This window comes from Bacillus salitolerans, from assembly GCF_042680805.1.
Lineage (GTDB): Bacteria > Bacillota > Bacilli > Bacillales > SA4 > Bacillus_CJ > Bacillus_CJ salitolerans.
On the sequence record NZ_JBHUEM010000001.1, the window covers coordinates 52,619 to 78,431 of the forward strand.

A 25,813-nucleotide genomic window follows, 5' to 3' on the forward strand; every position below is an offset into this window, starting at 1 on the left:
GAACAATTATAAGAGTATCAGAATAACCACAATGTAAAAATGTGGTTATTCTTCATTTTTTTAAATTCGTCAATAGAAGTGATATGGTGAACTGTACCATAAGTAAATGAGGTTTTTATATAGGTTAATGGGTCTTAGGAGGGAACTTTAGCCAGTTACATGCAAGGTTCATTTTCGCACGTATGTACAAACCTGAGGTTATATACTCATTGAATAATATTATTTTATGATTTTGTAAAGGTACAGTAATAGAGTAGCAAAGTTAAATAATCAGCCTAGAAATGGGTTTAAAACAAAGGTTTTCAGTCTTTCGGTAACAATCACCGTTTGCTGGAGACCTTATTTTTTTATCTTATAAAAGGAACCCCGGCATAAAAAGGGCTAGTTAAGTTGACTGTTGCCGCAGGAGGTGGTGGCACTTACTAAAGAGATAGAATACATCGAAACATAAATATTGTTGTAAGATATTTTGGTATTCAAATACCAAAGTTTAAAATGTGTATTGACACTTGATTTTAGGTGTGATATTCTTAGTACAGTTAAAGATGTAATTGAGAATAGGAGGTATAAATCATGGCTAAAAAAAGCGAAAAAGCCATCTTTGAATATATAAATCTATTCAGAGGGTATATGGGGAGCGATTCCTACGTCCCTGCTGCACTTCTTGTGGCTGAGACTAAAGAAGAATGCTTTAACAGAGAAAAATCAGATGAATCGGAAGATCGAATCTATGAGACGATGCTCTCTGTGGCTGATAGGCTCGACATTGTTAATCCATTTAAGGACAAGGAACAATTTGTAAGATTATATAGAGCCTATGGTGATTTCACGGAAGATTTCGAGTGGGAAACCATTTTGGCGGAGAGCTCCAGAGGATTTAGATACATAGCAGCATCTAACGCACTAATTAATGAGTACAATAGTCGCTTCAAGCTTGATTCAGATACAATACTTATTGCTGAAGGAGAAAAATTCATCCCTAACTTAAAGAGGCTTGTTGATGATCATCCTGGTTGCAACTTCACTATCACAACTGAAAATACAATCAGTCTTCGTGTAATGAACAGGATCTTTGCTGGATACAAGAATGTAGATATATTAAATGCCAGCATATATCAGTATGGCTTTACAAACAACCGCTACGACCTAATATTCTCTGTTCCTAACTTTGGAACAAGAAACCTTGCAGAAGATGAAAATTTCATGTGCAGAGATCAAGATGCTGTAGCGCTTGAAAACCTTCTTCTTCATACAACTGGTGGCGGCGAGCTTGTAATCACGATGCCAGCAAGAATCACATATGCTCAGGGAAAGAACGGTGAGCTCAGAAGGTTTGTGCAGCAGACTTACCGTGTTAAGGAGATTGCTGAGCTTCCTGATGGAGCCTTTGAAGGAACGGGAATTAAAACTTACCTCATTGATATTGTTAATACTAAGCCAGGTGATGATGATGTAATAGTTCGTCGCTACAAAGCTGAGAATCGTAAAAACAGACGTGATACAGCTGACGAACTTGTTATAGAGGAAGAGACGTTTGTAATGTCAGATGAGCTTGAGGAACTTGGTGACTGGAACATAAACAAAATCTTCTCACAGCAAGATGATGAGTGGCTTAAATTCCAAGAGTCGTCTGTTCGTAAAAAGGCAATGGGAGATGTCGCAGAAATTTTCCGTGGGAAATCAGTATCAAAGAAAGATCCAACCGGAAGCATTGGTGTTGTAAACATCTCCAATATCGGAGCATACGACATCGATTATGATAGCCTAGATCACTTTGATGAAGAAGAACGTAAGATTACTAATTACTTGCTTAAAGAAGGCGATGTGCTCATACCTGCACGAGGTACAGCAATTAGAACTGCCATCTTCCATGAGCAGATTTATTCTTGCATCGCTTCATCAAATATCATTGTAATTCGTCCGGAAACAAAGATGCTTAACAGTACTTATTTAAAACTGTTCCTAGATAGCCCGCTTGGAGAAAAGATGATAAGTGGTGTGCAACAAGGAAGTACAATAATTAATATCAGCTACAAAGACTTGAATGCCTTAGAAATACCACTACCTTCTATTGAAGAACAGCAAAAGAAGGCTGATGAATACACAGAAGAGTTGACTATCTATAAAGAAACCATCGTAGCTGCTGAAAAGCGTTGGAAAGAGGTTGTAGAAAAGCTACGAGAATTTTGATTGGAGGTTAAATTATGGCGGTGTTTTATGTAGTACAGTCTAAAACATATAAAGAAGAGCGCGCTGGTGGTTATGTATGGTCGCCGAAAGTGGCAAGGAACGGAGCTAGTATTCCTGGATATACAACTATGTCACAAATAAGAAAGGGTGACACAATACTTAATCATTGTAACGGAAGTATTATATCCGTCGGCATAGCTGCTACCGATTGTTACGATAGTTCGAAGCCTGCTGCTTTTACTACAGGAGTGAGCGGCGGCTGGAGCACTGACGGTTATAAGGTGAACGTCGATTATCTGGATGTAAACCCAATAAAAATTAACGATCATTCAAAATGGATTACAACTCACCACAAAACTGGTGGAGTATTTAACGTTAATGGCGCCGTTAGTCAGGGCAAGTACATGAATCATCTTCAGGATGAATATGCAATTTATCTTCTTACAGCCCTTAAAAAGAAACAGACAGATGCAAAAGTTCTGGGTGTAATAGATGATGCCTTGAATAGCGTGATTGAAGATAAAGAGTCTGAGTACAATGATTTCGAGAGAGAGGCTATCAATGAGTTAGTCGAAAAGTCCGCTTCAATAGTAAAGCCAACTTGGAGCGGTGTCCGGGAGAAGCAGGACACGACAACTTCATCAGCCACAGGGAGAGAGAAACCAGTGCGTAATCCTAATCGCGCTGCAGATGCTCTGCTTAAAGCCGACTTCTTGTGTGAGTATGAGCCAGCTGACCGTACCTTCCTTCGCAAGAATGGAAAGCCCTACACTGAGCCTCATCATCTCATCCCGATATGCAAATACAGAGAGTTTCCATATTCACTCGATGTTCTGGAGAACATGGTTTCACTTTGTAGCCACTGTCATAACCTTCTTCATTACGGAAAGTTTGAAGATAAAATACCTATTCTTACAAAGATTTATAATGACCGTAAGCCAGCGCTGGATGTATGTGGCCTTACAATAACGCTCGACCAGTTACTGTCTTACTACAAATAGGAGGTGCACCATGTTAGGAGCTATCATCGGGGACATCGTCGGTTCCCGTTTCAAATGGAATAATAACAGAAGCAAAGAGTTTGATTTCTTAACTTATAAATGCAGTGTTACAGATAATTCCATCATTTCTTTGGCAATAGCTAAAGCTCTGTTAGACAGTAAATTAGATTATAGTAACCTGTCTGAAAATGCTGTTAAGCATATGCAAGGTATCGGAAAACACTATCCAAATTGCGGATATGGTGACCTATTTAGAGATTGGATACATTCTGATAATCCAACAGCTTATGGAAGCTACGGAAATGGGGTGGCGATGCGTGTCAGCGCTTGTGGTTTCGTTGCAAACAGCCTGGAAGAAGCTAAACTGCTTTCTAAATTAGTTACAGTAGTTACTCACAACCATCCGGAGGGTTTAAAAGGTGCAGAAGCAACAGCAGTTGCTATCTTCCTTGCCCGCTCTGGAAAGAACCTACTTGAGATTCGTGACTACATAACGAAGAACTATTACCCGCTGAACTTTACGCTTGACGAAATCCGTGACAGTTATGAGTATAACGAGAGCTGCCAAGATACAGTGCCTCAAGCATTGGAAGCCTTCTTCGAGTCAAAGAATTTTGAAGATGCAATCCGTAATGCAATATCAATAGGCGGTAACAGCGACACCCTGGCTGCTATTACAGGAGGCATCGCAGAGGCCTACTACGGAATACCTACAGAAATCAGAAAGCATGCGGTAACTTTCCTTGATGAGCGTCTACTTATGATATTGGTAGAATTTGAAAACAAATATCCATCAAAGATGGAAAAAGTGAATGCCGATGGTAGTGTTGGCATTGGAAGAAGCAGAGAAACTAAGGTTAAGACAGGAGATCGAAACGCTATGATACAGTCCTCTGTAGAAACAGCAGATAAAGAATTAAAAGATTCCATTCCAACCAACGAAGAAACAACTAGTCAGCAGTTATTTAATCATCTTTTTGAGGCTTGCAATATTCTTCGCGGACCAATAAACCAAGATGAGTACAAAAGCTATGTTACACCCATCCTTTACTTCAAGAGAATAAGTGATGTCTACGACGAAGAAACACAAGATGCACTTGAGCGATCTGGAGGCGATGAAGAATATGCCAGTTTCCCGGAAAACCACAGCTTCGATATCCCGGAAGGATGCCACTGGCAAAATGTTCGTGAGGCTAGCGAAAACGTAGGTGTCGCAATCGTCAGAGCGATGAATGGAATTGAGCGTGCAAACCCAGATACACTAAGCGGTGTTTTCAGCAGCTTCGATGATGCCAACTGGACTGACAAAACGAAGTTATCTGATGAGCGACTGAAAAACCTCATTGAGCATATGTCAAAAATAAAAGTCGGTAATACAAACTACTCTGCAGACGTTATGGGCGATAGCTACGAATTCCTAATTAAGAAATTTGCTGACCTATCCAAGAAGAACGCAGGTGAATTCTATACCCCGCGTTCCATTGTTAAACTTCTTATCATGCTGATGAATCCCCAGATCGGAGAAACGGTTTACGACCCCGCTTGCGGAACCGGTGGCATGTTGATAGAAGCCATCCGCTATATGAAGGGTGATAAATTGACTTACGGTCGCATCTATGGTCAGGAGAAAAATCTTTCCACATCCGCAATCGCCCGAATGAACCTGTTTTTACATGGTGCAAAGGACTTCAAGGTAACACAAGGTGACACTCTTCGCTCTCCGAATTATCACGAAGGCGGCAAGTTGAAAACTTTTGATTGCGTCGTTGCTAATCCGCCGTTTTCCCTTAAGAGCTGGGGTGCCGAACAGTTTAGTTCAGATATATATGGCCGAAACATGTGGGGCAGCCCATCGGATTCAAATGCCGACTATGCGTGGCTGCAGCACATGGTGAAGTCTATGAATCAAAAGACCGGTCGATGTGCAGTTGTTCTGCCGCAGGGCGTGCTATCCCGCGGCGGCAAAGAAGGCGAAATCCGTAAACAGCTTGTTGAATCGGATAAGCTGGAATGTGTCATTACATTAGTAGGTGGTGTCTTCTACTCTACTGGTGTCTCGGCTTGTATTCTGCTTTTAAATAACGAGAAAAAGAATGACCACAAGGGACGCATTTGCATGATAGATGCCTCTGACATCTATACCGCGCAGCGGGCACAAAACATCATGACTGATGATGATATTAGCAAGGTATTCAAATTCTACAATGACTATAAGGATGTCACCGAAAAGGTGAAGGTTGTCACTATCCCCGATGTGAGAGAGAAAGGTTATACATTAGCCATTAACAACTATATAGAAAAGAAAAAACAAGAAATTGTCCCTCCGGCCGAAGCACGCAGGCAATACTTCGAAGCATTCGACGAAATGCTGGAGGCTGAGGAAACAATGAGAAATCTTCTCATAGAAGGAGGATATGTCAATGAGTAAACGGATAACAATCGAAGAACTGCAGTCTTATCTATGGAACTCTGCTGTTCTTCTCCGTACCAGCATAGACGCCGGGGCCTATAAGCAGTATATTTTCCCACTACTGTTCTTCAAACGCATCTGTGACGTTTATGATGAAGAGTGTCAGCGGATCTTAGAGGAATACGGTGACGAAGAAGCTTTGGAGTTTGAAGAAAATCACCGCTTTCAGGTTCCCAAAGGCTCTCATTGGAGCGATGTTCGAGCGGTTTCGGAAAATGTCGGAGTTGCCATTGTAGACGCATTCCGTAAGATAGAAAATGCAAATTTAGATAAACTGCAAGGGATTTTTGGTGATGGTGCTTGGACAAACAAGAACCGTTTACCAGATCGTCTGCTGAAAGAACTCATCGAGCACTTCAGCACTAAGACATTGTCTATTGAAAACTGTCCTGAGGACGAACTTGGCCAGGGCTATGAATACCTGATCAAAAAGTTTGCTGACGACAGCGGTCACACAGCTCAGGAATTCTACACTAATCGAACCGTAGTCCATCTGATGACAGAGATGCTAAAACCAGAATCTGGCGAATCAATCTATGATCCGACATGCGGCAGTGCTGGCATGCTAATCTCTGCTATTGCGTACCTACAGCAGCAGGAAAAAGAATGGCGCAACGTTGCTATTTACGGTCAGGAAATCAATGCACTAACCTCTGCTATCGGTAAGATGAATCTGTTTCTTCATGGTGTGAAGGACTTTGATATTGTGAATGGTGACACGCTGAAATCTCCAGCTTTCATTGAAAACGGAAAACTCAAGCAATTTGATATGATTCTTGCCAATCCCCCGTACTCTATTAGTCAGTGGGACCGCGATGCATTTGCAAGCGATAAATATGGGCGCAACTTCTTGGGAGTCCCGCCGCAAGGTCGTGCCGATTATGCATTCCTGCAGCACATCTTAATGAGCCTTAAAAAGGAAACTGGCCGTTGTGCAATTCTTTTCCCACATGGAGTGCTGTTTCGCAACGAGGAAAGCAGTATGCGTGAAAAACTTGTTCGCAGCGATATGCTCGAATGTGTCATAGGTCTGGGGGCAAACCTGTTTTACAACTCCCCAATGGAGGCTTGCATAATTATTTGTCGAACAAATAAGCGTCCGGAGCACCGCGGGCAGGTCCTCTTTATAAATGCAGTCAACGAGGTGGAACGAAAGAATGCGCAGAGCTATATGGAAGATAATCATATCCAGAAAATAGCATCAGCCTACGTTAAATATGATACTGACGATAATTTTGCCCGCGTTGTCACAATTCAAGACATTGAAGACAACAATTTCTCTCTTAGTATTCCTCTTTACGTTAAACATTCCGACCAAGAGACCGAGGTGGATGAACGATCTCTGCAGGAACGTTATGAGAGCTGGAGAACACATTCAGAAATGATGAAACTTCGTTACATGAAAATAAATGATATGCTTGGGAAGGAGGCTGAAAGTGATGAGTAAAGTGTTATTAGGAGTCGTCGCCAAAGAGCGAAAAGAGACTTGTAAAGGTAGCAAGAATGGATACCCAATTGTTGGCCTTGAGCACCTGACACCAGAAGAAGTCACTTTGTCCGCATGGTATGATGACAAAGAGAATTCTTTTACGAAACTCTTCCGTAAAGGAGACGTACTTTTTGGTCGCCGACGTGCATATCTGAAAAAAGCCGCAGTTGCTCCTTTTGACGGCATTTGCTCAGGTGACATAACAGTTATTGAGGCCATCCCGGAGAAAATTTTACCAGAGCTATTGCCATTTATCATACAGAACGACGCCCTTTTTGATTTTGCCATTGGCAAATCGGCAGGATCCCTCTCCCCCCGGGTGAAGTGGGAACATCTAAAAAACTACGAGTTTGAGTTGCCTGATATGGATAAACAGCGCGAGATGGCCAAAATGTTGTGGGCTATGGATGCCACGAAGAAATCCTACCAAAAGCTGTTGCTGAAAACGGATGAACTGGTGAAGGCTCAATTTATCGAGATGTTCGGGGATGTTTTTAGTGATTCCACGATCTGGGAAAGAGCTCCTTTTGATGAGGTTATAACCGATGATACAAAGAATGGTTGTAAGATTGCAAAGGATGATTATTTAGAAGAAGGACAGTATCCTATAATCGACCAAGGACAAGGATATATTGCTGGATATAAAAATGAACCAGAAGGACTGTATGAAAGAGTACCCGCTATTATTTTTGGCGACCATACACGTATTTTAAAATATGTTGATGTGCCGTTCTTCCTTGGGGCTGATGGCGTAAAGTTGCTAAAGTGTAGCAGAAAAGATGTGAATTACATCTATTTGCACTATCATCTGATGCTTACTGATATACCAAACACGGGTTACAACAGACACTTTAAATGGTTAAAAATGTTAGTGTTAAGCATACCACCGTTGAAGCTTCAAGAACAGTTCGCATCCTTCGTCCTACAGAGCGATAAATCAAAATTTGAACTGGAACAAGCGCTTGCGGAGTTAACTGCCACTTATAAGAAGGTAATTTCTGAAAACCTGGGTTAAAATACCAAAAAATTGAGAAGTTCACGTGACACACGGTTCACTTACACTTTTTCGTAACTGAAATAACTTCTGGCGAGCTCATGAAGAAAGAGCATACCTTTCACGCGTGAATTACGCCGAATGAAGTAAGTAATAACATTTTCTGCCGGCCGACGCAAAGTTGCTGTCCGGCATGGATATGAAACACTTTATGATGGGAGGAAACGTTTTTGTTCAACGAAGATAATACAATGGAGCAGATGGTAATCTCAACCCTTAAGGGCAATGGTTGGAATTACATCCCCGCTGAAGAGCTGCCTCGAACTTATTCCGATGTCATGGTAGAGCCTATGGTCAAAGATGCCCTTATCCGCCTGAACCCAGAAATTGCAGAAGAACCATCCCGTGCGGATGAGGTTATATATAAACTGCGCACAATCATTCTGTCGGTGCAGTCACGTAACCTTATCACTCAGAATGAGCTCTTTAAGAAGATGGTATTTGAGGAAAACGCCTATCCCTTCGGTAAAGATGGTCGAATGATTCCAATACGATTTTTCGGCACAATGAAAAAGGAAGATCTAGTGCTTAACGAGTACATCGTCACGAACCAGTGGGTCTATCCCAAAAAGGAGGATGGTAAGCGACTTGACATCGTTCTGCTGATAAATGGTTTCCCGATTGCTATTGGTGAGCTGAAGACTCCGGTACGCAATGCTATAACCTGGTTAGACGCTGCCAGCGATATAGCTTCCTACGAAAAGAGTATCCCTGAAATGTTCGTATCTAACGTATTCAACTTCGCTACTGAAGGTAAATGCTATCGATATGGTTCTGTCGGGATGCCTATCAATATGTGGGGACCCTGGCATACTCCTGACCATAAGTCAGAAGGTAGCCTTGCCGATGTTAAAATCAGCGTAGGAGATATGATTACGCCTGAGAAAATTATGGATATTTTCCAGTTTTTTACCCTTTTTGCAACAGACAAGAAGCATGTAAAGTATAAGATCATCTGCCGTTATCAGCAGTATGAAGGAGCTAACCTTATCGTGCAGCGTGTTGTTGCTGGATATCCTAAGCAAGGACTTATCTGGCATTTCCAGGGCTCTGGTAAGTCATTGCTGATGGTATTTGCTGCACAGAAGCTTCGTATGATTCCTGAGCTTAAGAATCCAACTGTGGTAATCGTGGATGATCGTCTTGATCTGGAAACACAGATTACAGCAACCTTTAATGCTTCAGATGTTCCGAACCTAGTGTCACTTGCTTCAAAGGAAGAGGTTGAGAAATTCTTCAAGCAGGACATTCGTAAGATTGCCATTACGACTATTTTCAGATTTGGCGATGTTGAAGGTGTTCTCAATCCTAGAGATAACATAATCATCATGGTCGACGAGGCTCATCGAACTCAAGAAGGTGATCTCGGTGAAAAGATGCGTTCAGCACTACCGAATGCATTCTTCTTCGGACTTACTGGTACGCCTATAAACCGTATTGATAAGAATACATTCCGTACCTTTGGAGCAACTGAAGATAGGAGCGGGTATTTAAGTCGATATACCTTCTCTGATTCCATCAGGGATAATGCAACTCTACCGCTTAACTTCGAGCCGGTTCCAGTTGACCTCCATGTTGATAAGGATAAAGTAAATGCTGAGTTTGATGCTCTAACGGAAACGCTTTCAGATGCTGACCGTGCAGAGCTTTCTAAACGTGTAAATATGAAGGCAATTATGTATGACCCTAAGCGTATCCGCAAGGTTTGTGAGCATATCGTAAAGCATTACAAAGAGAAGATTGAGCCTAACGGTTACAAAGGCCAAATTGTTGTATACGATCGTGAGAGCTGCCTTATGTACAAGGAAGAGCTAGATAAGCTGCTTCCTTCTGAAGCATCCACAATCGTTATGGATACCAACAATGATAAGGAAGACCGTTATAAGAAGTATCGCCGCAGTCGTGATGAGGAAGCAAAGGTTTTGGATCAGTTCCGTGACAAGAGCAATCCTCTGAAGTTGGTTATAGTAACTGCAAAGCTTTTAACAGGGTTTGATGCCCCTATTCTTCAAGCGATGTATTTGGATAAGCCGATGAAGGATCATAACCTTCTACAGGCCATCTGCCGTACAAACCGTACCTATGATGAAGGCAAGACACATGGACTGATTGTAGACTACATCGGTATTTTTGATAATGTCGCTAAGGCTTTGGACTTCGATGAAGCCAGCATGAAGAAAGTTATTACTAATATCGAAGAAGTCAAGAAGCAGGTTCCTGCGCTTCTTAGAAAGTGCCTAAGTTACTTTATGGGTGTTGACCGTACTGTTGAAGGCTGGGAAGGCTTACTTGCAGCACAGGAGTGTATTCCTACAAATAAAGATAAGGATGAGTTCGCAGCAGATTACCGTGTTCTGAATAGAGCCTGGGATGCGCTGTCCCCTGATCCATTCCTTAATAAATACAAATTCGACTATATATGGCTTAGTAAAGTTTATGAGTCTGTAAAGCCGACGGACAATCGTGGTGCGCTTGTATGGGCAGCTCTTGGTGCTAAGACATTGGAGCTCGTTCACGCAAACATCGAAGTTGGCCAGGTTCATGATGACCTTGATATCCTTACGCTTGATGCAAACCTGATAGACGAGTTTATCCGTAAGCAGAAGGATGTTAGAAAGACAACCATGAAGGTAGAAATCGACCTGGTTGCTAAGATTCGTGAACATACAAATGACCCTAAATTCGTTAAACTTGGCGAGAAGCTTGAAGAACTACGTGATCGCCATGAACAGGGCTTGATTACTAGCATTGAGTTCCTGAAACTCCTGCTGGAACTTGCAAGAGAGGCAGCGCAGGCAGAGAAGGAAGTTGTCCCTGAAGAGGAAATCGACCGTGGTAAAGCTGCTCTTACAGAGCTCTTTAAAGGCGTTAAGAATGAAAATACTCCTATCATTGTTGAACGTATCGTAGCCGATATTGACGACATCGTAAAGATTGTTCGTTTCGATGGCTGGCAAAGAACTACTGCAGGTAAGAATGAAGTTAAGAAGGCGCTTCGCAGTGTCATCTGGATCAAGTACAAGATTAAGGATAAAGAAGTATTCGATAAGTCTTATAGCTATATCGAGCAATATTATTAATCGTTGGCTGCCTACGAAACAGTATGTATAAAATTGTATTATATGTAAAAATATTTATAGATTATCAATTTGATATGAAATTATCAAATTAAAATACGAACCTCTATCCCATTTAGGATAGAGGTTATATTTTGTCAAAAGAAAACGACCAAGGAGAATGTAAGTATGCCAAAAAAATCTTACAAGCTAAAAGATGCCCAAGGAGCAATAGACGAAACGAACTCTCCGGCAAAACGAATTTGTATTTCGCAATTAAAAATTCCCCCATTTCGCAACTTATATTGGACCATTCTTCACTAGCGAAATTTCCAGTTAATCTATTATTTTATTCTCGTCATTCGGGGCTTGACATGGATCCTCTGCGGGCATGATTTCAACCCGGAAGTCCGAAGCGCCAAGGCTTCCGGTCCCGAATCAGGGTATCATGCCCGCCACTCCATATAAAGCCCCTGGGGAGCAATTCTAAAAAAATAATTTCCAATCGAAAGGGGGAATTTTCAATTAATATTTGGTCCAGTTTTCAATTGCAATATACAACGAATTAACATTATATCTCTAAAACTGGTAAAGTCTTCTCTACAAGGAACGATCAGTATGATCTCCAGGGGATGGCTACAAATTGCTAAAAATGTTCCTTGAGGACAAGGATCGAGAGCATTATATCGTTGTTGCACTTGATACAAAAAATCAGCCAGTTTCCATCAATATTTGTCATATAGGTAGCTTTAAATGCTGTATAGTTGATCCTAGAGAGGTAATTAAATCTTCTATCCTGTCTAATGCTGATTCAATAATAGTTGGTCATAATTATCCATCGGGAATAGTGGAACCAGGCAAGAAAGAAACAGAAGTGACTAATGATTAGTAGAAGCAGGAAAAATTATTAGCATGTAATCGACCACATCATCGTTGGCGATGAAAACCTATACTTCTTTAAAAGAAAAAGGCTACATTTAGGAGAAGTGAATATATATAGGAGTATTTCAAAACATTTATAAAGGGTAGGTTTGAATTCGATATTAATAAAAGAGAATAATGATAGTAGTTTATAATAAAAAATGGTTAAAAAAGAATAGATGAATAGATTCTAAGTATTTATTTCTAAACTTACTTTATTATTTAATAAAGTAACAAAGCTATAAATCTCATGTAGTAAAGCCTCGGCAGATGAGTTCAGAAAGTGACAATGCGCAATCTTATTCCTGATAGCGGGCAGTTGTGAAAGTAAAATTTTTTGTCTTTTATTGAAAACTTTAAATAATGGAGGAAAAACGTTAAAGTAGTTTAGCAATTCGTGGAGGTTAATAACATCTATGGGTTTAATGAAGCGCCTGTGGTGTTTCATAGGGGCAATGTGTTGCCAGTTAGGACCGTATTCTTCGTGCATTTTTTCTTTAATAATTCTTCGTAGAGATGTCTCTTTAACATAAAGCTTTTTATAGGAAAACATCATAAATTGTACTTCAGTATTTTCCAAACTTATAAGGCTCCTTTCCTTTTTGTATTAATAGTAGCATTAATTTAATTTACATAATATTACATTTTTATTACAAAAGCTCCACTTTTGTACACATTTGAATCAAGTTGATTTTTAAATATATATTATTATTTTGAAAGATATTATATCAATTGCTCTAACCCAAATTAATGGGGGAGGGCTATTTTAATGGAGGAATATAAATGGAGAAATATCTTAGTAGAAACCAATTACAACTTCAACTTGATTTTGTAAAGGAGGAGCAGAGAAAACCAGCTAAAAGAGTTAATATTGTTTCATTAAAACTGGTAAAAGAGTCATCCCTACTTTATAAGGAACGCTCAGTGCGATCTCCAGAAGATGGTGCTACCTTATTAAAAGAGTTTCTTGGAGAAAAAGACCGTGAGTATTTTGTAGTTATTGCTTTAGATACAAAAAACCAACCAGTATCAATTAATGTCTGTCATATTGGAAGTTTGAATGCTAGCATAGTTCACCCAAGAGAAGTCATGAAGTCAGCGATACTGTCCAATGCTGCTTCAATTATTGTAGGTCATAATCATCCATCAGGGAAGGTAGAACCAAGTAGAGAGGACATTGAAGTTACAAAAAGGTTAGTAGAAGCAGGGAAGATTATTGGAATAGATCTTTTAGATCACATTATTGTGGGGGATAAAACGTATATAAGCTTAAAAGAGAAAGGTTATATTTAGGAGAGGTAAATATGTATACACAGGAGTATTTCAAAACATTTATGAAGGATAGGTTTAAAGTCGATATTGAAATAAGAGAAATAGCTAATGAAGCAGTTATACTAGGCATTGATGAATTGGATAATACAATAATTCCTATTGAGATTCAAAACAAGTTACCAGATTCAGTTCTATTTCAATTATATAGCTACCAAGCAGAAAATGAGTGGATTTTAGGCATTGCAATGGAAGAAGCAACCTATAATCCGCTCTTTTTAGTTTGTTTAAAAGATGGAGAACGAGTTCACTTTCAACACATAAATTTAGAAACTACTTGATGAAAGGAGGTGATGATTAGTGTGGGATAAAATTGTTATTCCAGTCGTTATTGCAGTTGCTACTGAAATTTTTAAAGAAGTAACAAAAGTTAAATAGTGAAAGGAGAAAATACAATGAAAATATTGCCTTGTTCGTGTTATTGTCAGTGCACTACATGCACAATTAAGCAAATAATAAAAATTATTAAAAGATAAGAGTCATGAATGTAATTTAAGTACATTCATGACTCTTTTATATTTGGAGGGAGGTGTTTTGCAGCTACTCAATCTATTTCAGGTACAGTTCAAAATGGTTTCTATTAAAATGTAACTAGTTTTGCACAAGGACATTTATTGTACATGTGGAGAAGCAATTAACACTCAGAAAAGGTTGTAATAGGGAGACGAAGTTCATGAAAATGATTCAACATATTTCAGATATTGAAGAGTTAAAGGCAAGGAGTAGTGTTCCCATCGAATACATCAAAGAAATTGAATCTGAATTTTTGAGTTGGTACGAAGCAGAGGAAACAGGAGAAACACTGATTGAATTCCGATTACCAACAGAGTCCTGTATGTATCACCTAGAAGGAAAAGAAGATGCCCAATTCATTGTAAAGCAAATGTTACACGTCGAATATATCGAAAAAGAAGAGCTAGTAGACTGTTCCTATTTTCGAATTGGAATTATGAATGATCATCAAATGAATGTACTATTTTTTGTGGAGGGAACTATAGATAAACGGTTTGAACAATGGTTGCAACAATAGGAGGAATGGTAATGTTTGAATCAAATAAACCAATATATATGACAAAGACTATATCAGAAAAACTAAGCAAAGGACACCGCGACTTCATTGTTCATTACATAGTAGAGAAACAGTCAACACTAGAAGACTATCTGCAAATCTTTGAATTCTACATTGAAAATAACAAGCAATGGCTTATACAAAGGCAGGAGGAACCGAATCGAGAAACAACCATCTGTTTAGAGCTGGTGAAAAGTGAACCTATAGAATGTAAAGTGTGGGTTATGGATCAGGGTGGAGAAGGAATAATTATTTTATTTCCTGAAGACTATTAATGAACTACTACTGCTTGCTTATGAATCTACTTATAAGCAAGCAGCTAGTATTCTTTCATACAATAATCGTAATATATATTTTTTTTTGCCAGCTTTTCATATACAGATAGAAAAACAATAAAATAATGGGTCTACGTATACGTCAACGTATACCATAATATCAACTTATATGTATACAGAGAGGGAGGCATTAAAAAATGAATCAATATTATGGAATGAGGAGAAAAAGAAATATAGACCTTAGTCGTCAAAGTCAATCTTTAGGCCATGATTATCAATACGAAGTAGAGTTAGAAGAAGATAAAGAGGTTGTTGAACTTGAGGAAGGATACGAAGAAATAGAGGAAGTTGAAGAGTATGAGGAAGAGGTACATTTACCAGATGATTACCAATCGGAACAAAACTATTTTATGTTAGATGGAAAGCCATTCAAACTAAAGCAGCAATTTAAAAAGGAATCTTTTTCGGAAACACATGTACGTGTTACTACCTACCTCGATAAGAATATTCACCAAATTATTAAGATGTTACAGCATCATAAGCAAATAGAGTCTATTACTAAATTTATTAATGACAGCATAAAAGACCAATTGATGAACAAGTATAATCAAGATAAATGATATCAATTAATATTTATTAATATAAATAAATGCCTCATAGCTCATAAACGGGCTATGGGGGAGAATAAAGACTTGACTTTATTTAAAGCGAAGACAAAAAATGAAATAGATAGAAAATCAAAGAAAAAGGGAGAAAAAATATTCAGACAACTTTTATTCGGGAGCAACTGCTCCCCATTCCCAAAGTAGTACTTCGCAAAATGAAGGTTTGTCTATTCGACATAACTGGAATTAGCGATTATTATTTGGGTAATAACTAAATCACAATCACTTTGATTGTTGCAAATAAGGAAGCTTACTGGTGGACAACCCAAGTTTGTCCGTGTCCATGCTTACTAAAGTCACTAAGACAGGTATTAACCAAATGCGAAGCCTGATACAAGACGCCTTAGCAACAAAGATTTCAATGGATAGAAGCGGGAAAAGTATGCCCAATTCTATGAAATCTTTGTTATGCTTTGGCGTCTTTTTTGTTGCCATTAAATGAAATCAAAGCACGGTTTAGTTCCATAATTGAAAAGGAGAGATGAACATGTACGCTATGTTTCAAAAGGAAGGATGTTTAAAAGGAAAAGCCAATCAGGTATTTATTCATACCTCAACTTCGGTAAGGTTACCGAAACAATCAATGGGTACAAGTGTACTAAAGTTTCAAAAAATGTGCCAACGTTTAACGGATGCTGCAGGATATGAACTTAGCGATATTCAATTAGGTGAAAGCGAAGTTAGTATTCAATTTGGCAATACAGTCTTTGACCCAATTGCTAGCTTAGACGAACTGAACGACCTATGGGATACAGTAAACGAAGCATGTAAGAACATTCTTATCCCAGAAGGTTGTATGAAATGGATGATTGATATCGGTCTCCATGAAGAGGAACCTTATGACCTAGATGTAGAGATCTTAAGGCAAGATAATGCGGAAATCTCAGAATTAGAAAGGTAGGATTTCGAATGGGAAAGAGCGTAACTGTCATTCTTCATGATGGACCGATTCTCTTAGAAAAGAGCAAAAAGTATTTCAATTCGATAGCTATCGATGTACCACGAAAGTACTTTGAAGGAAAACAAGGCCTAAATATCTTCCATGTAAGACGTGAAATGGAAGAAGGGTTAAAGTGTTACTTCGCTTATAAAGATAAGCTTACCTCACCAACTATTAACAGATCATTAGAAAATATCACTTATTATTTTGGTTTAAAACCAAGGGTTGAAGTAAAAAGTCTCGATCAAATTAATGACTTGAATTTAGGTATTGAAATTTCATTATGTTTTTCTATTGAGAAACTAGGTATTCCAATTAAAGCTTGGACAGCCCGATTGAACCTAGAAATTGAAGAAGATGGAGATGTCATATATCAACAATATTTGCATGACAAATATGGAAGTTTATAAGGACAGAATCATTCGAAGCCGGGAATGGCACTTCAAGAATATCAAAAATACATGATGAAAAGCGAAAAAGGAGATGGAACGAAATGATCATTAAAAAATTTGAAGTAGAAATAGCAAATAAAAAGGTGAATGTAAAGTTTAATCAAGAAGAAGCAAGTAAAGATACGGTCAAAGGATGTTTTGTTGATGATGTTGTGTTCAGTATTGATAACTTAGGTCCAAAGGAAAAGAAGAAAATCTTAAAATTTATGAATGTCTTAGAAAGACACTTTGAAATTGGAAATGTACTTGAAATGGATAACAAATTCCATTTTATGTGTAAGGTTAAAAATAGTTTAAGGCTACCAAGTATAGGTGAGGCTGTCAGCCATTTGGAGAGAGAAGTTAAACCGATAGTACCAAAATTAAATAAAGTTAAATATTCTTATCAATTGTTCGCTATTTTGGGTTTTACACACTAGGGAAGCATTAACACAAGTAACTCAAAAGGCGTTAAAAATATTAAATGATATAGAAGATATCAGTATTCATATGAGATGCATGTGAACCTTACTAAACAATTGGAACCGGAAATTAGTGAAATTACAGAGTAATCTATGAAAGGAAAGGTGAGGGGTTTGGATAAGAACTTACAAATTATTGATTATGTTATTAACTATGTTGACGGTAGGACAAGTAGGTTAGATCTAGTACAAAGGATTTATATCGATAACAATTTTACAAAGCGTCAAAAAAAGGCATGCGAAATTTTTCTTTTTGAACCTAATAAGAAAAATGCAATTAGGGCAATTGAGATAACTCCCAAAGCATGGTTTTTTCTTAAGAAGTTTACATGTATTCACGAGGACATCTTTATAACCATTGATAAAGTATTGGTAAGTACAAGAAAGAAGTCTTACGTTAAAGAATTAATAAGGCATAAAAATTTATTTGATTTGTTAGAAAAACTGCAAAAATCATCAAGTAATGATGATTTAGTCAGACAAATAAAAACCATAATAATGGAAAAAAAGTTGGATAAAAACATTAATAATTGGCGCTAAGATACCGGTTAGAAATGCTGAAAAACAACTGAGCTTTTTCAGCCTAATTAAGATTGGGTATGATTGGGATCAGCTACTCCTTATGAACAAAAAGAAAATTACCAATAACGTCCAAAACTTCTGTTTTTAGGAAGAGTTTAGGGCAGCCTCTTGCAAGACTAAAATGACGAGAAACAAGCCAAAAGTCAAGATTCAGGCATTAACTAAGTGCGAAGCATGTTACAGACGCTTTTTCTACAAAGGAACAGAAGGGAGCGTAAATATACAATCTCTCTGCGCATTTGTATGCTTTTGTGTTTTATATTACACCAACGGTTACATCAAAAAATGAGCCTAGAACAAGAGAGAAATAATAAGCCTAAAAATTGAATTAGAAGGGAAGAAGGAATAATGATGTTAAATAACAAAGCAAATATTTCATTTGATTTCACAGGAGATAAAGGTAAGGCGGAATGTTTTATTTTCAAGTATATAGAAGTCTCCTACTCTTTAGACGGATCAATTAATCAAAGTCTTAACAAAGTAAATCAATTATTGAATGAATTAAATATACACTTTTTAATTGAAAATTTTAATTATAACCCCGATGCTGCCAAATTTATCTTATGTAGAAATGCAGCAGGTTTTGAGCTTTTAGAGGATTTGGAAAGTGTCGCTAATGAGATTGTAACTGAAATTAAATCATGTACTGAGAAACTAGCTAGCATTAAAAAAATTAACCTAATAGTAGATGGTGTTTATTAATACTAAAAACGAGGGAGGAGGGATTAATTATGACTGAAATTATTAGCAATATAAATATTTATAATGAGCTAAAAAGATATCAAGAGTGGAATCTTCCCGTTTTTCCATGTAAAGGGAAAGTACCATTAATTAGGAATTGGACTAATAGAGATAAACCTACAGATGATGAAATTAATGACTGGATTGACAAATATGATGAAATCAATATTGGTATGACTTTAGGAACTCCTAGCCAAATAGTTGGAATTGACCAAGATGGGGAAAGAGGTTTAGAAATACTAAATGAATTAAGTCAAGGTGACATACCAACGACATGGCAATTCTCTACTCCTAGCGGCGGAATGCGGTATTTATACCGTATTCCAACAAATATTCAAGGTTTAAAGAAGTTTTCAAAAGTAGATACAAATGAAAGTCACAGTGAATGTGCTTTGTTAGGTGAGGGTCAAATGACAATAATGCCACCGTCTGTAGGATTAAATGGAGTTAGGTATGAATGGATTAATCACCCAATAGAAACAGAATTAGCTGATGCACCTTATTGGATGCTTAATCTGATGAAGAAAAATAATCAATCTAGGGAAACACTACGTCCAGAGATCACTCCACTTGCTACTCTTAGTAAGAGTTGTCCTGCTTTTAAAGAGGATTTTAAATTACAAAAGGATAGCGGGTTAGATTATGATACTTGGTTTAATTGGATCTCCCTATTAACAAACCTAGGTCATTCCGATTCGGCTGAATTATTTTCAAAGCTATCTTATAAACACGACCTTGAAAGTAAAGAACGACTAGAAAAACTAAAGAAGAATCCAATTAAAGGACTAACAAAGTGTATGACATTAGGTTGTAATGAACAGCAAGTTCTTCAATGCTTCAACAATGATATTCGACTTAATAAAAATGGCGAAATCCAAAACAGCCCTGGGTCATTTTTATTAAAACAAAAAAGATCAAAAGCTCCTCAATGGTCAAAGGATAAACTAAGATTAATAGGTTTTAATTTTCATAAGTCAGGTTCATTCAAAGGAATAAACGGTAATGTATTTGCTCGTCATCTGTTACAAAATTTAGATTTACTGCACGTTGCAGCGGGTGAACGATTTTTTACCTATGAGAATGGAATATGGATTCATTTAGATAAAAATAATCTTTCAAGAAAACTCAGAGACATTTTACATGGTTACTTACCTGATGTATGGTCTATAGTCCTTGAAGATAACTACATTAATGCGTTAAAAGTAGAAGCTAAGAGAGAAGAAATCCTCGACTCTAAAAAAGGTTATATTAATCTAGCTAACGGAATGCTAGATATTATAAACTATCAACTCATTCCACATGACAAAAAATATTACTCTAGTATTCGAGTACCAATTATGTATGATCCAAATGCTAACTGTCCTCAGTTTATGAAATTTCTACATGATATTTTTGAGGGAGACCAAGAGAGAATATCTATTGTAGGAGAGGTACTAGGATACTGCTTAACAAATGAAAACAAAGCTCAAAAGGCAATTCTATTCTTTGGTAGAGGTTCAAACGGAAAAAGTGTATTAGCAGATATACTTGCAAGTCTTTGTGGTGAAGAAAATGTGTCATCAGTACCTCTCCAAGAATTAGACAATTCTTTTGCCCGATATGAACTGGTAGATAAGTTGGTTAATATAGCAACAGAAAATGAGATTTCAAAGGATGGATTGAATACCCAATACTTTAAATCAATAGTCAGTGGTGACCCTATTCGAGTTGAGAAAAAGCACGAGCAAGGCTATGCCTATCGACCTAAGGTGAAATTAGTATTTGCTTTAAATAATTTACCCTATTCGCGGGATAAGAGCTTTGGTTTTGAGAGAAGGCTTCTAATTGTGCCCTTTAATCGAACTTTTACTAAAGGTGAGAAGGACCCGGGGCTTATTGATAAGTTAAAATCTGAACTTCCTGGGATTTTGAACTTTGCTATAAAAGGACTGGAGAGACTACGTCAAAAAGACTATGAGTTCACTGAATCAAGGGCTGTTAATGAAGCTGTTAAGGAATATACTGAAACCCTTAATCCATTAGCTAGTTTTGTATCAGAAAAATTTGTATCCACTAAGAATGAATTAGATAAGGTTAGTCATGACACTATATCAAGAGCTTATCAAAAATGGTGTTCTGATAATGGCCATTCATCTGATAAATTTGTCAATTCACGATCTTTTATTACAAAGGTAAAGGATACTTTAAAAGATAACAATATTCCTTTTGGAATAGCAAAAGGCGGTAATAAGAGGTATATAACAGGAGTAAAATTTAAGATTGAACAGGAAGTAGATGAAGAACCATCAATTGATGATCTGTAAGCAAAATGGAGTTAGTTGATAATAAATGTAACCTTTTAGGTCGATTTTATGAGAGAAGTAAATTGTTAAATAAGTATGAAGTTGCATTTAAAGCAATGGTAGGGCAATTAGGGCAACATTAGGGCAGAAAATAAGTGGTTTGCCCTCCAAATGGGGCTTGTGTTTCAAAGGGTTTGTGAATAGATGGGCAATAAGGGCAAAGGATAAGAGAATTGAAATATTACCATCCCCCCTACCTAATAAAAAGGGAGAACATTTGTAACCACATCGCCCCTAGCCCCTTAGCCCAAACTAGTAATCTATTAAGGAAACAAATGGGTAAATAAGTAGATATTATATACATGATATTGGTAGTAGGGGGATTTCTATGATGAACGAGAACGAATACAAGACACAATATAACTTAATAATTGATATCTTGGCTGAAATGATTTCAAATTACTTAACTAATAGTAAGGATAAAGATAAAAATAAACTAGTGGAGGTAGGTAAAGATGAATACTTCGTTACTAAAAAGTGAGGACTTTATTTTTAGTGAAAATACTAAAAGAAAAGTTGCTATATATGCTCGTGTTTCAACTATTGAACAGGCTGATGAAGGCTATAGTATTGATGAACAAGTAAGAATATTACGTGAGTGGTGTGACAGGTATGGGTATGAAGTATATAAAGAGTATGTGGACCGTGGTATAAGTGGAAAGAACATTCATGGACGTCCTGCCCTTAAACAATTAATAAGTGATTCTAATAACAATGAGTTTGATATTGTAATAGTATGGAAGATAAATCGACTTTCGAGAGACATTCTGGATACTCTTAGAGTAGTAAAGAACTTTAAAGAAAACGGAATAACATTTAAATCTTATTCAGAGAATTTTGAAACAGAGACACACCAGGGGGAAATGTTTTTTCAAATGATGGCTGTACTTGCTGAGTTTGAAAGAAAGCAGATATCAGAAAACGTAAAGTTAGGTATGATTGCAAGAGCAAGGGAAGGATCCTGGAATGGTGGTCAAGTATTAGGGTACGATACAGTTGAAGTTTCGAACGAAAATAAAAAGAAGAAATCCACTAAGTTGGTTATTAATGAAAAAGAAGCTCAAACAGTAAGACGAATTTTTCAGCTATATCTAGAAGGAAATGGTTATAAATCAATAGCTAACACGGTTAATCATGAAGGTCACCGTAGTAAAAAGAATAACCACTTTTCAATAAATGCAATTAGAACGATACTAACTAATCCAATTTATGCTGGGTATATTCGCTATAATGTTAGAAGAGATTGGAGTCAAAAAAGAAGAAATAATATTAATCCCTCTCCAGTTATTGAGAGAGGAAATCATACTCCAATATTATCTGAAGACACATGGAATAAAGCTAAAGCGATTCTTGAAAAGAGGACGGGAAAACCAAATAGAGTCCACAGTGGGGAATATCCTTTAACTGGATTATTAAAATGCCCAGCATGTGGAGCTGGAATGGTTCTGGGTAGAACTACTAATAAGAATAAAGATGGAACCAAAAGAGTGCTTGAGTATTATGTATGTGGTGCATGGAAGAATAAAGGTACTGCAGCATGTAATTCTAATAGTATAAGAGTAGATTATGCAGATAAGTATGTACTAAATAAAATCGCCCATTTTACCAATACTGATGAATTGATTAAAGATGTTGTAGAACGTATTAATAACGGAGATAAAGACCAAATGGCCCCAGTTCAAAAAGAATATCAAATAGTAATAAAATCCCTTGAGGGTATTACTAGTAAAAAAGATAAAGTACTAGGACTTTTTGAAGATGGTGTATTAAGTAAGGGCGAATTAGTTAATCGTCTTGCAAAGATTAATGACGAGAAGCAAGTGTTAGAGGATAGACTTAAACCTCTTGAAATGCAGTTGAACCAAAGTAATCAAGTAGAAATATCAGTAAAAGTGGTTAAAGAGGTTATGACAAACTTTGAAAAAGTATATAAAGAGACAATTACAACTGAACAGAAGAAGCACTTGTTACAACTACTTATTAGCAAAATTACGATTAAAGATAGGAAAAAGATTGATACGATACAGATACAATTAAATAACCATGTGGTTAATCGATTCACTATAAAGGGAGAAGAGAAGTCGTCTGAAGATGATTTCTCTTCTCCTTTTTCTATTTATTTTAATATTTGAAAGGAGGCGAGTAATAAGTAATGAGCTGATCCCGAATAAATAATAGAGTGCCGGTAATTTATGATGTTCTATTCAATCATGTAAAAAATACACTCATAGTACCTTTTAATTTTCCCACTGTTTCGAGGGTGATACTGATTCAAATACTATAAGTCTGTATCTGTATAAGATTGTTAATGTAATAATTCTCATAACTCTCATACTAGAAAATGACTATAAATAAACGTTATATAAAAGGGAATCTATAAGTAAATGTCGAAATATTTTACAACTGGAAATAACTGTAGAAAGAGTGATTGTTATGAATAGTATTGGTAATAGAATAAAAGAATTGAGAGAGAAATTGGGGATTACCACAGAAGAGTTTGCTAAAGAGATCGGATTAACTAAGAGTATTATATGGAGCTATGAACTAGATAAAAAAGAGCCTAGTATTTCTCATTTAATAAAAATATCGAAGTACTTTAATGTATCGCTAGATTATTTGATTCAAAATCAAAAGTCCATTCTTGATCTTTCCTCAAGAGACACAATTAAAAGGTTTGAATTAGTACTTGATGATACAGCCATAAATGAAGAGGAATATCATGAGCTATTAACTTATATTAAGGTACGAAGATTAGTAAAAGCACATAAATACTAATAAGTTAGGAGAAAGTTATTATGGCATTTGAAAGACCACTTACAATTAAAGAAGTTGTTACCGACATTCATCGGAAAAAATATTTACTTCCTGCAATTCAGCGTGAGTTTGTATGGAGCACAGAACAAATTGAGACTCTTTTTGATTCATTGTTAAGAGATTACCCTGTAGGTGCATTTTTATTTTGGTATGTTAATAAAGAGAATATTAATAAATATAAATTCTATGAATTTCTAAGGGAATATCATGAAAGAGACAATACCCATAATGTTGAAGCAAACATCAGCGGAGAAGAAGATATAGTAGCAATTCTTGATGGCCAACAGCGTTTAACATCGTTATATATAGGGCTTAAGGGAACATATGCATATAAATTACCAAGAAAGCGAGCCGATAACGACTTAGCTTATCCAGAAAGGTGCTTATATATAAATCTCCTACGGGAATCAGAAGATTATGATATGACCTATGATTTCAAATTTTTAACAGGTAAAGAAGCAGCCGTAAGGGATGAAAATAACTATTGGTTCAGGGTTGGAGATATCCTTGATTTGAAAGAGCAATACCAAATTAATGATTACCTTTTTGAAAATGAGTTAAACATTGTAGAAAAGGAGAAAGCAAAATACGCCAATAAAACTTTGTTTCGTTTACATAATGCAATTCATATCAATAATTGTATTAATTATTATTTAGAAAAATCACAGGAGTTAGATAAAGTACTAAATATCTTTATACGAGTAAATAGTGGTGGAACACCTTTAAGTTATTCTGACTTATTACTATCAATTGCAACTGCCCAATGGGAACAAAGGGATGCAAGAAAAACAATTACATCCTTTGTGGATGAGATTAATAATATAGGGGATGGGTTTGACTTTAACAAAGATCTTGTACTAAAGACATGTTTAGTCTTATCTGATTTTAGTGATATTGCATTTAAAGTTGATAATTTTGATTCATTTACAATGGCTAAAATTGAAAAGGAATGGGAAGAAATTGCACAATCAATACGGTTATCAGTAGAGCTTGTTTCCAGTTTTGGTTTCAATTCAAAAACTTTGACTGCTAATTATGTAATTATTCCCATTGCGTACTACCTATATAAAAAAGGTAATCCTCATAATTTTGTCGAGTCGGTAAAAAATCTCGATGATAAAAGAAATATTCGGAAGTTCACTGTATTGGCTTTGCTAAAAAGAATTTTCGGTGGACAACCTGATATCGTATTAAAACCAATAAGGGAAATAATAAAGAATAACTTAGCTGGGTTTCCTTTAGAACATCTGAAGACAGATTTAAGAGTTACAAATAAGTCCCTAAGGTTTACTGAGGAAGAAATAGAAGATTTATTATGGACTAAATATGGCAACAGATATGCATTTTCAATTCTTTCACTACTATATCCTAATTTGGATTTCAAAAATAACTTCCATCAGGACCATATACATCCAAGGAGTTTGTTAAGGTCGAGAACAAAGTTAAAAAAAGCGGGCCTTACAGAAGAAGCAGTTGAATTTTGTATCAATCATCATGATTACATTGCAAATTTACAATTGATAGAAGGAGTTCCTAACCAAGAAAAATCAAATAAGATGCTTGAAGATTGGTTAGGAAAAACATATACAGATCATCATGAGCTTAAAGAATATAAGAGTAGACATCTAATTCCAGATATTGATTTATCAATAGAAAATTTCGAAGAGTTTCTGACTGAAAGAGAAGCTTTAATAAAAGTAAAGCTTTCAAAAATATTATTATAAATTAACTAGTAGGTATTTTCCAATAGACTAATAGGAAGTCCATTAAAGAAATTAAAATTAATTAGAATAGAAATTAAAAGAAATGTATTCAAAAAGCTCCAGACGGAGATCAAGTTGCGCAAATTCACTTGTTTGGAATTTAGTTACAATACTTAAAGCTTTCTTCAAATAATTTCAATTATTAAGATCCTGTGACGATAGCAAAGAAATTAACATAAAACATCAATAGAATAGATGT

Annotated in this window: 24 protein-coding genes; 23 read left to right on the forward strand and 1 reads right to left on the reverse strand. The window is 36.6% G+C overall.

The features are described from left to right. Window positions 1-573: 573 nt before the first annotated feature. The 8 genes from ACFSCX_RS00260 to ACFSCX_RS00295 all read left to right on the forward strand — a co-directional run bounded on the left by ACFSCX_RS00260 (window position 574) and on the right by ACFSCX_RS00295 (window position 12,149). Window positions 574-2,190 (forward strand): restriction endonuclease subunit S, encoded by a 1,617-nt coding sequence (locus ACFSCX_RS00260; protein ID WP_377926066.1) that lies wholly within the window; start codon window positions 574-576, stop codon window positions 2,188-2,190. Window positions 2,191-2,204: 14 nt separating this feature from the next. Beyond that, window positions 2,205-3,191: an HNH endonuclease gene (locus tag ACFSCX_RS00265; protein ID WP_377926067.1), complete on the forward strand. Its 987-nt coding sequence runs from the start codon at window positions 2,205-2,207 to the stop codon at window positions 3,189-3,191. A gap of 10 nt (window positions 3,192-3,201) precedes the next feature. Beyond that, entirely contained in the window at window positions 3,202-5,619 is a 2,418-nt protein-coding gene (locus ACFSCX_RS00270) for an N-6 DNA methylase (protein WP_377926068.1), read from the forward strand. Beyond that, window positions 5,612-7,108: a type I restriction-modification system subunit M gene (locus ACFSCX_RS00275; RefSeq protein WP_377926070.1), complete on the forward strand. Its 1,497-nt coding sequence runs from the start codon at window positions 5,612-5,614 to the stop codon at window positions 7,106-7,108. The genes ACFSCX_RS00270 and ACFSCX_RS00275 overlap by 8 nt, the downstream gene beginning before the upstream one ends. After that, window positions 7,101-8,165, forward strand: coding sequence for a restriction endonuclease subunit S (locus tag ACFSCX_RS00280; RefSeq protein WP_377926071.1), 1,065 nt, complete (start codon window positions 7,101-7,103; stop codon window positions 8,163-8,165). Before ACFSCX_RS00275 ends, ACFSCX_RS00280 begins: the two co-directional genes overlap by 8 nt. Window positions 8,166-8,374: 209 nt before the next feature. After that, window positions 8,375-11,284, forward strand: coding sequence for a type I restriction endonuclease subunit R (locus ACFSCX_RS00285; protein WP_377926072.1), 2,910 nt, complete (start codon window positions 8,375-8,377; stop codon window positions 11,282-11,284). Window positions 11,285-11,449: 165 nt separating this feature from the next. After that, window positions 11,450-11,584: a hypothetical protein gene (locus ACFSCX_RS00290; RefSeq protein WP_377926073.1), complete on the forward strand. Its 135-nt coding sequence runs from the start codon at window positions 11,450-11,452 to the stop codon at window positions 11,582-11,584. A gap of 328 nt (window positions 11,585-11,912) precedes the next feature. Beyond that, a complete protein-coding gene (locus ACFSCX_RS00295; protein WP_377926315.1) occupies window positions 11,913-12,149 on the forward strand; it encodes a JAB domain-containing protein in 237 nt (78 codons plus the stop codon). Window positions 12,150-12,371: 222 nt separating this feature from the next. Here ACFSCX_RS00295 and ACFSCX_RS00300 read toward each other — a convergent pair whose 3' ends face one another. Next, window positions 12,372-12,761 carry a Swt1 family HEPN domain-containing protein gene (locus ACFSCX_RS00300; RefSeq protein ID WP_377926074.1) on the reverse strand — a complete coding sequence of 130 codons (390 nt, stop codon included), beginning with the start codon at window positions 12,759-12,761 and terminating at the stop codon, window positions 12,372-12,374. Window positions 12,762-12,964: 203 nt separating this feature from the next. On the opposite strand from ACFSCX_RS00300, the gene radC reads away from it, so the two are divergent. From radC to ACFSCX_RS00375, 15 genes are all read left to right on the forward strand, one after another. Further along, the gene (gene radC, locus ACFSCX_RS00305; RefSeq protein ID WP_377926075.1) at window positions 12,965-13,474 is read left to right on the forward strand and encodes a RadC family protein; all 510 of its coding nucleotides are present in this window, start codon (window positions 12,965-12,967) and stop codon (window positions 13,472-13,474) included. Between the two features lie 11 nt (window positions 13,475-13,485). Beyond that, the gene (locus ACFSCX_RS00310; RefSeq protein ID WP_377926076.1) at window positions 13,486-13,791 is read left to right on the forward strand and encodes a hypothetical protein; all 306 of its coding nucleotides are present in this window, start codon (window positions 13,486-13,488) and stop codon (window positions 13,789-13,791) included. A gap of 392 nt (window positions 13,792-14,183) precedes the next feature. Then, window positions 14,184-14,540 (forward strand): hypothetical protein, encoded by a 357-nt coding sequence (locus tag ACFSCX_RS00315; RefSeq protein ID WP_377926077.1) that lies wholly within the window; start codon window positions 14,184-14,186, stop codon window positions 14,538-14,540. An 11-nt stretch (window positions 14,541-14,551) separates the two neighbouring features. Continuing rightward, complete coding sequence (locus tag ACFSCX_RS00320; protein WP_377926078.1) at window positions 14,552-14,854, forward strand: DUF960 family protein; 303 nt, start codon at window positions 14,552-14,554, stop codon at window positions 14,852-14,854. A 197-nt stretch (window positions 14,855-15,051) separates the two neighbouring features. Further along, window positions 15,052-15,474: a hypothetical protein gene (locus tag ACFSCX_RS00325; RefSeq protein WP_377926079.1), complete on the forward strand. Its 423-nt coding sequence runs from the start codon at window positions 15,052-15,054 to the stop codon at window positions 15,472-15,474. A 532-nt stretch (window positions 15,475-16,006) separates the two neighbouring features. Then, complete coding sequence (locus tag ACFSCX_RS00330; RefSeq protein WP_377926080.1) at window positions 16,007-16,420, forward strand: hypothetical protein; 414 nt, start codon at window positions 16,007-16,009, stop codon at window positions 16,418-16,420. Between the two features lie 8 nt (window positions 16,421-16,428). Further along, window positions 16,429-16,869, forward strand: a complete 441-nt coding sequence (locus tag ACFSCX_RS00335) for a hypothetical protein (protein WP_377926081.1) — start codon at window positions 16,429-16,431, stop codon at window positions 16,867-16,869. 83 nt (window positions 16,870-16,952) lie between these two features. Continuing rightward, complete coding sequence (locus ACFSCX_RS00340) at window positions 16,953-17,330, forward strand: hypothetical protein (protein WP_377926082.1); 378 nt, start codon at window positions 16,953-16,955, stop codon at window positions 17,328-17,330. Between the two features lie 156 nt (window positions 17,331-17,486). Continuing rightward, complete coding sequence (locus ACFSCX_RS00345; RefSeq protein WP_377926083.1) at window positions 17,487-17,912, forward strand: hypothetical protein; 426 nt, start codon at window positions 17,487-17,489, stop codon at window positions 17,910-17,912. A 393-nt stretch (window positions 17,913-18,305) separates the two neighbouring features. Further along, a complete protein-coding gene (locus tag ACFSCX_RS00350; RefSeq protein WP_377926084.1) occupies window positions 18,306-18,656 on the forward strand; it encodes a hypothetical protein in 351 nt (116 codons plus the stop codon). A gap of 29 nt (window positions 18,657-18,685) precedes the next feature. Next, window positions 18,686-20,998 (forward strand): phage/plasmid primase, P4 family, encoded by a 2,313-nt coding sequence (locus tag ACFSCX_RS00355; RefSeq protein WP_377926085.1) that lies wholly within the window; start codon window positions 18,686-18,688, stop codon window positions 20,996-20,998. Window positions 20,999-21,365: 367 nt separating this feature from the next. Further along, window positions 21,366-21,518: a hypothetical protein gene (locus ACFSCX_RS00360; RefSeq protein WP_377926086.1), complete on the forward strand. Its 153-nt coding sequence runs from the start codon at window positions 21,366-21,368 to the stop codon at window positions 21,516-21,518. Then, on the forward strand, window positions 21,493-23,169 hold the full coding sequence (locus tag ACFSCX_RS00365) for a recombinase family protein (protein WP_377926087.1): 1,677 nt from the start codon (window positions 21,493-21,495) through the stop codon (window positions 23,167-23,169). Before ACFSCX_RS00360 ends, ACFSCX_RS00365 begins: the two co-directional genes overlap by 26 nt. Window positions 23,170-23,470: 301 nt before the next feature. Then, the gene (locus ACFSCX_RS00370) at window positions 23,471-23,812 is read left to right on the forward strand and encodes a helix-turn-helix domain-containing protein (protein ID WP_377926089.1); all 342 of its coding nucleotides are present in this window, start codon (window positions 23,471-23,473) and stop codon (window positions 23,810-23,812) included. A 20-nt stretch (window positions 23,813-23,832) separates the two neighbouring features. Beyond that, window positions 23,833-25,575 (forward strand): DUF262 domain-containing protein, encoded by a 1,743-nt coding sequence (locus tag ACFSCX_RS00375; RefSeq protein ID WP_377926090.1) that lies wholly within the window; start codon window positions 23,833-23,835, stop codon window positions 25,573-25,575. Window positions 25,576-25,813: the final 238 nt, after the last annotated feature.

Bases quoted from the DNA above. Each gene is read 5' to 3' on its own strand.
- ACFSCX_RS00260 (WP_377926066.1), top strand. From the start codon at position 574: ATGGCTAAAAAAAGCGAAAAAGCCATCTTTGAATATATAAATCTATTC.
- ACFSCX_RS00265 (WP_377926067.1), top strand. From the start codon at position 2,205: ATGGCGGTGTTTTATGTAGTACAGTCTAAAACATATAAAGAAGAGCGC.
- ACFSCX_RS00270 (WP_377926068.1), top strand. From the start codon at position 3,202: ATGTTAGGAGCTATCATCGGGGACATCGTCGGTTCCCGTTTCAAATGG.
- ACFSCX_RS00275 (WP_377926070.1), top strand. From the start codon at position 5,612: ATGAGTAAACGGATAACAATCGAAGAACTGCAGTCTTATCTATGGAAC.
- ACFSCX_RS00280 (WP_377926071.1), top strand. From the start codon at position 7,101: ATGAGTAAAGTGTTATTAGGAGTCGTCGCCAAAGAGCGAAAAGAGACT.
- ACFSCX_RS00290 (WP_377926073.1), top strand. From the start codon at position 11,450: ATGCCAAAAAAATCTTACAAGCTAAAAGATGCCCAAGGAGCAATAGAC.
- ACFSCX_RS00295 (WP_377926315.1), top strand. From the start codon at position 11,913: ATGTTCCTTGAGGACAAGGATCGAGAGCATTATATCGTTGTTGCACTT.
- radC (WP_377926075.1), top strand. From the start codon at position 12,965: ATGGAGAAATATCTTAGTAGAAACCAATTACAACTTCAACTTGATTTT.
- ACFSCX_RS00310 (WP_377926076.1), top strand. From the start codon at position 13,486: ATGTATACACAGGAGTATTTCAAAACATTTATGAAGGATAGGTTTAAA.
- ACFSCX_RS00315 (WP_377926077.1), top strand. From the start codon at position 14,184: ATGAAAATGATTCAACATATTTCAGATATTGAAGAGTTAAAGGCAAGG.
- ACFSCX_RS00320 (WP_377926078.1), top strand. From the start codon at position 14,552: ATGTTTGAATCAAATAAACCAATATATATGACAAAGACTATATCAGAA.
- ACFSCX_RS00325 (WP_377926079.1), top strand. From the start codon at position 15,052: ATGAATCAATATTATGGAATGAGGAGAAAAAGAAATATAGACCTTAGT.
- ACFSCX_RS00330 (WP_377926080.1), top strand. From the start codon at position 16,007: ATGTACGCTATGTTTCAAAAGGAAGGATGTTTAAAAGGAAAAGCCAAT.
- ACFSCX_RS00335 (WP_377926081.1), top strand. From the start codon at position 16,429: ATGGGAAAGAGCGTAACTGTCATTCTTCATGATGGACCGATTCTCTTA.
- ACFSCX_RS00340 (WP_377926082.1), top strand. From the start codon at position 16,953: ATGATCATTAAAAAATTTGAAGTAGAAATAGCAAATAAAAAGGTGAAT.
- ACFSCX_RS00350 (WP_377926084.1), top strand. From the start codon at position 18,306: ATGTTAAATAACAAAGCAAATATTTCATTTGATTTCACAGGAGATAAA.
- ACFSCX_RS00355 (WP_377926085.1), top strand. From the start codon at position 18,686: ATGACTGAAATTATTAGCAATATAAATATTTATAATGAGCTAAAAAGA.
- ACFSCX_RS00360 (WP_377926086.1), top strand. From the start codon at position 21,366: ATGATGAACGAGAACGAATACAAGACACAATATAACTTAATAATTGAT.
- ACFSCX_RS00365 (WP_377926087.1), top strand. From the start codon at position 21,493: ATGAATACTTCGTTACTAAAAAGTGAGGACTTTATTTTTAGTGAAAAT.
- ACFSCX_RS00370 (WP_377926089.1), top strand. From the start codon at position 23,471: ATGAATAGTATTGGTAATAGAATAAAAGAATTGAGAGAGAAATTGGGG.
- ACFSCX_RS00375 (WP_377926090.1), top strand. From the start codon at position 23,833: ATGGCATTTGAAAGACCACTTACAATTAAAGAAGTTGTTACCGACATT.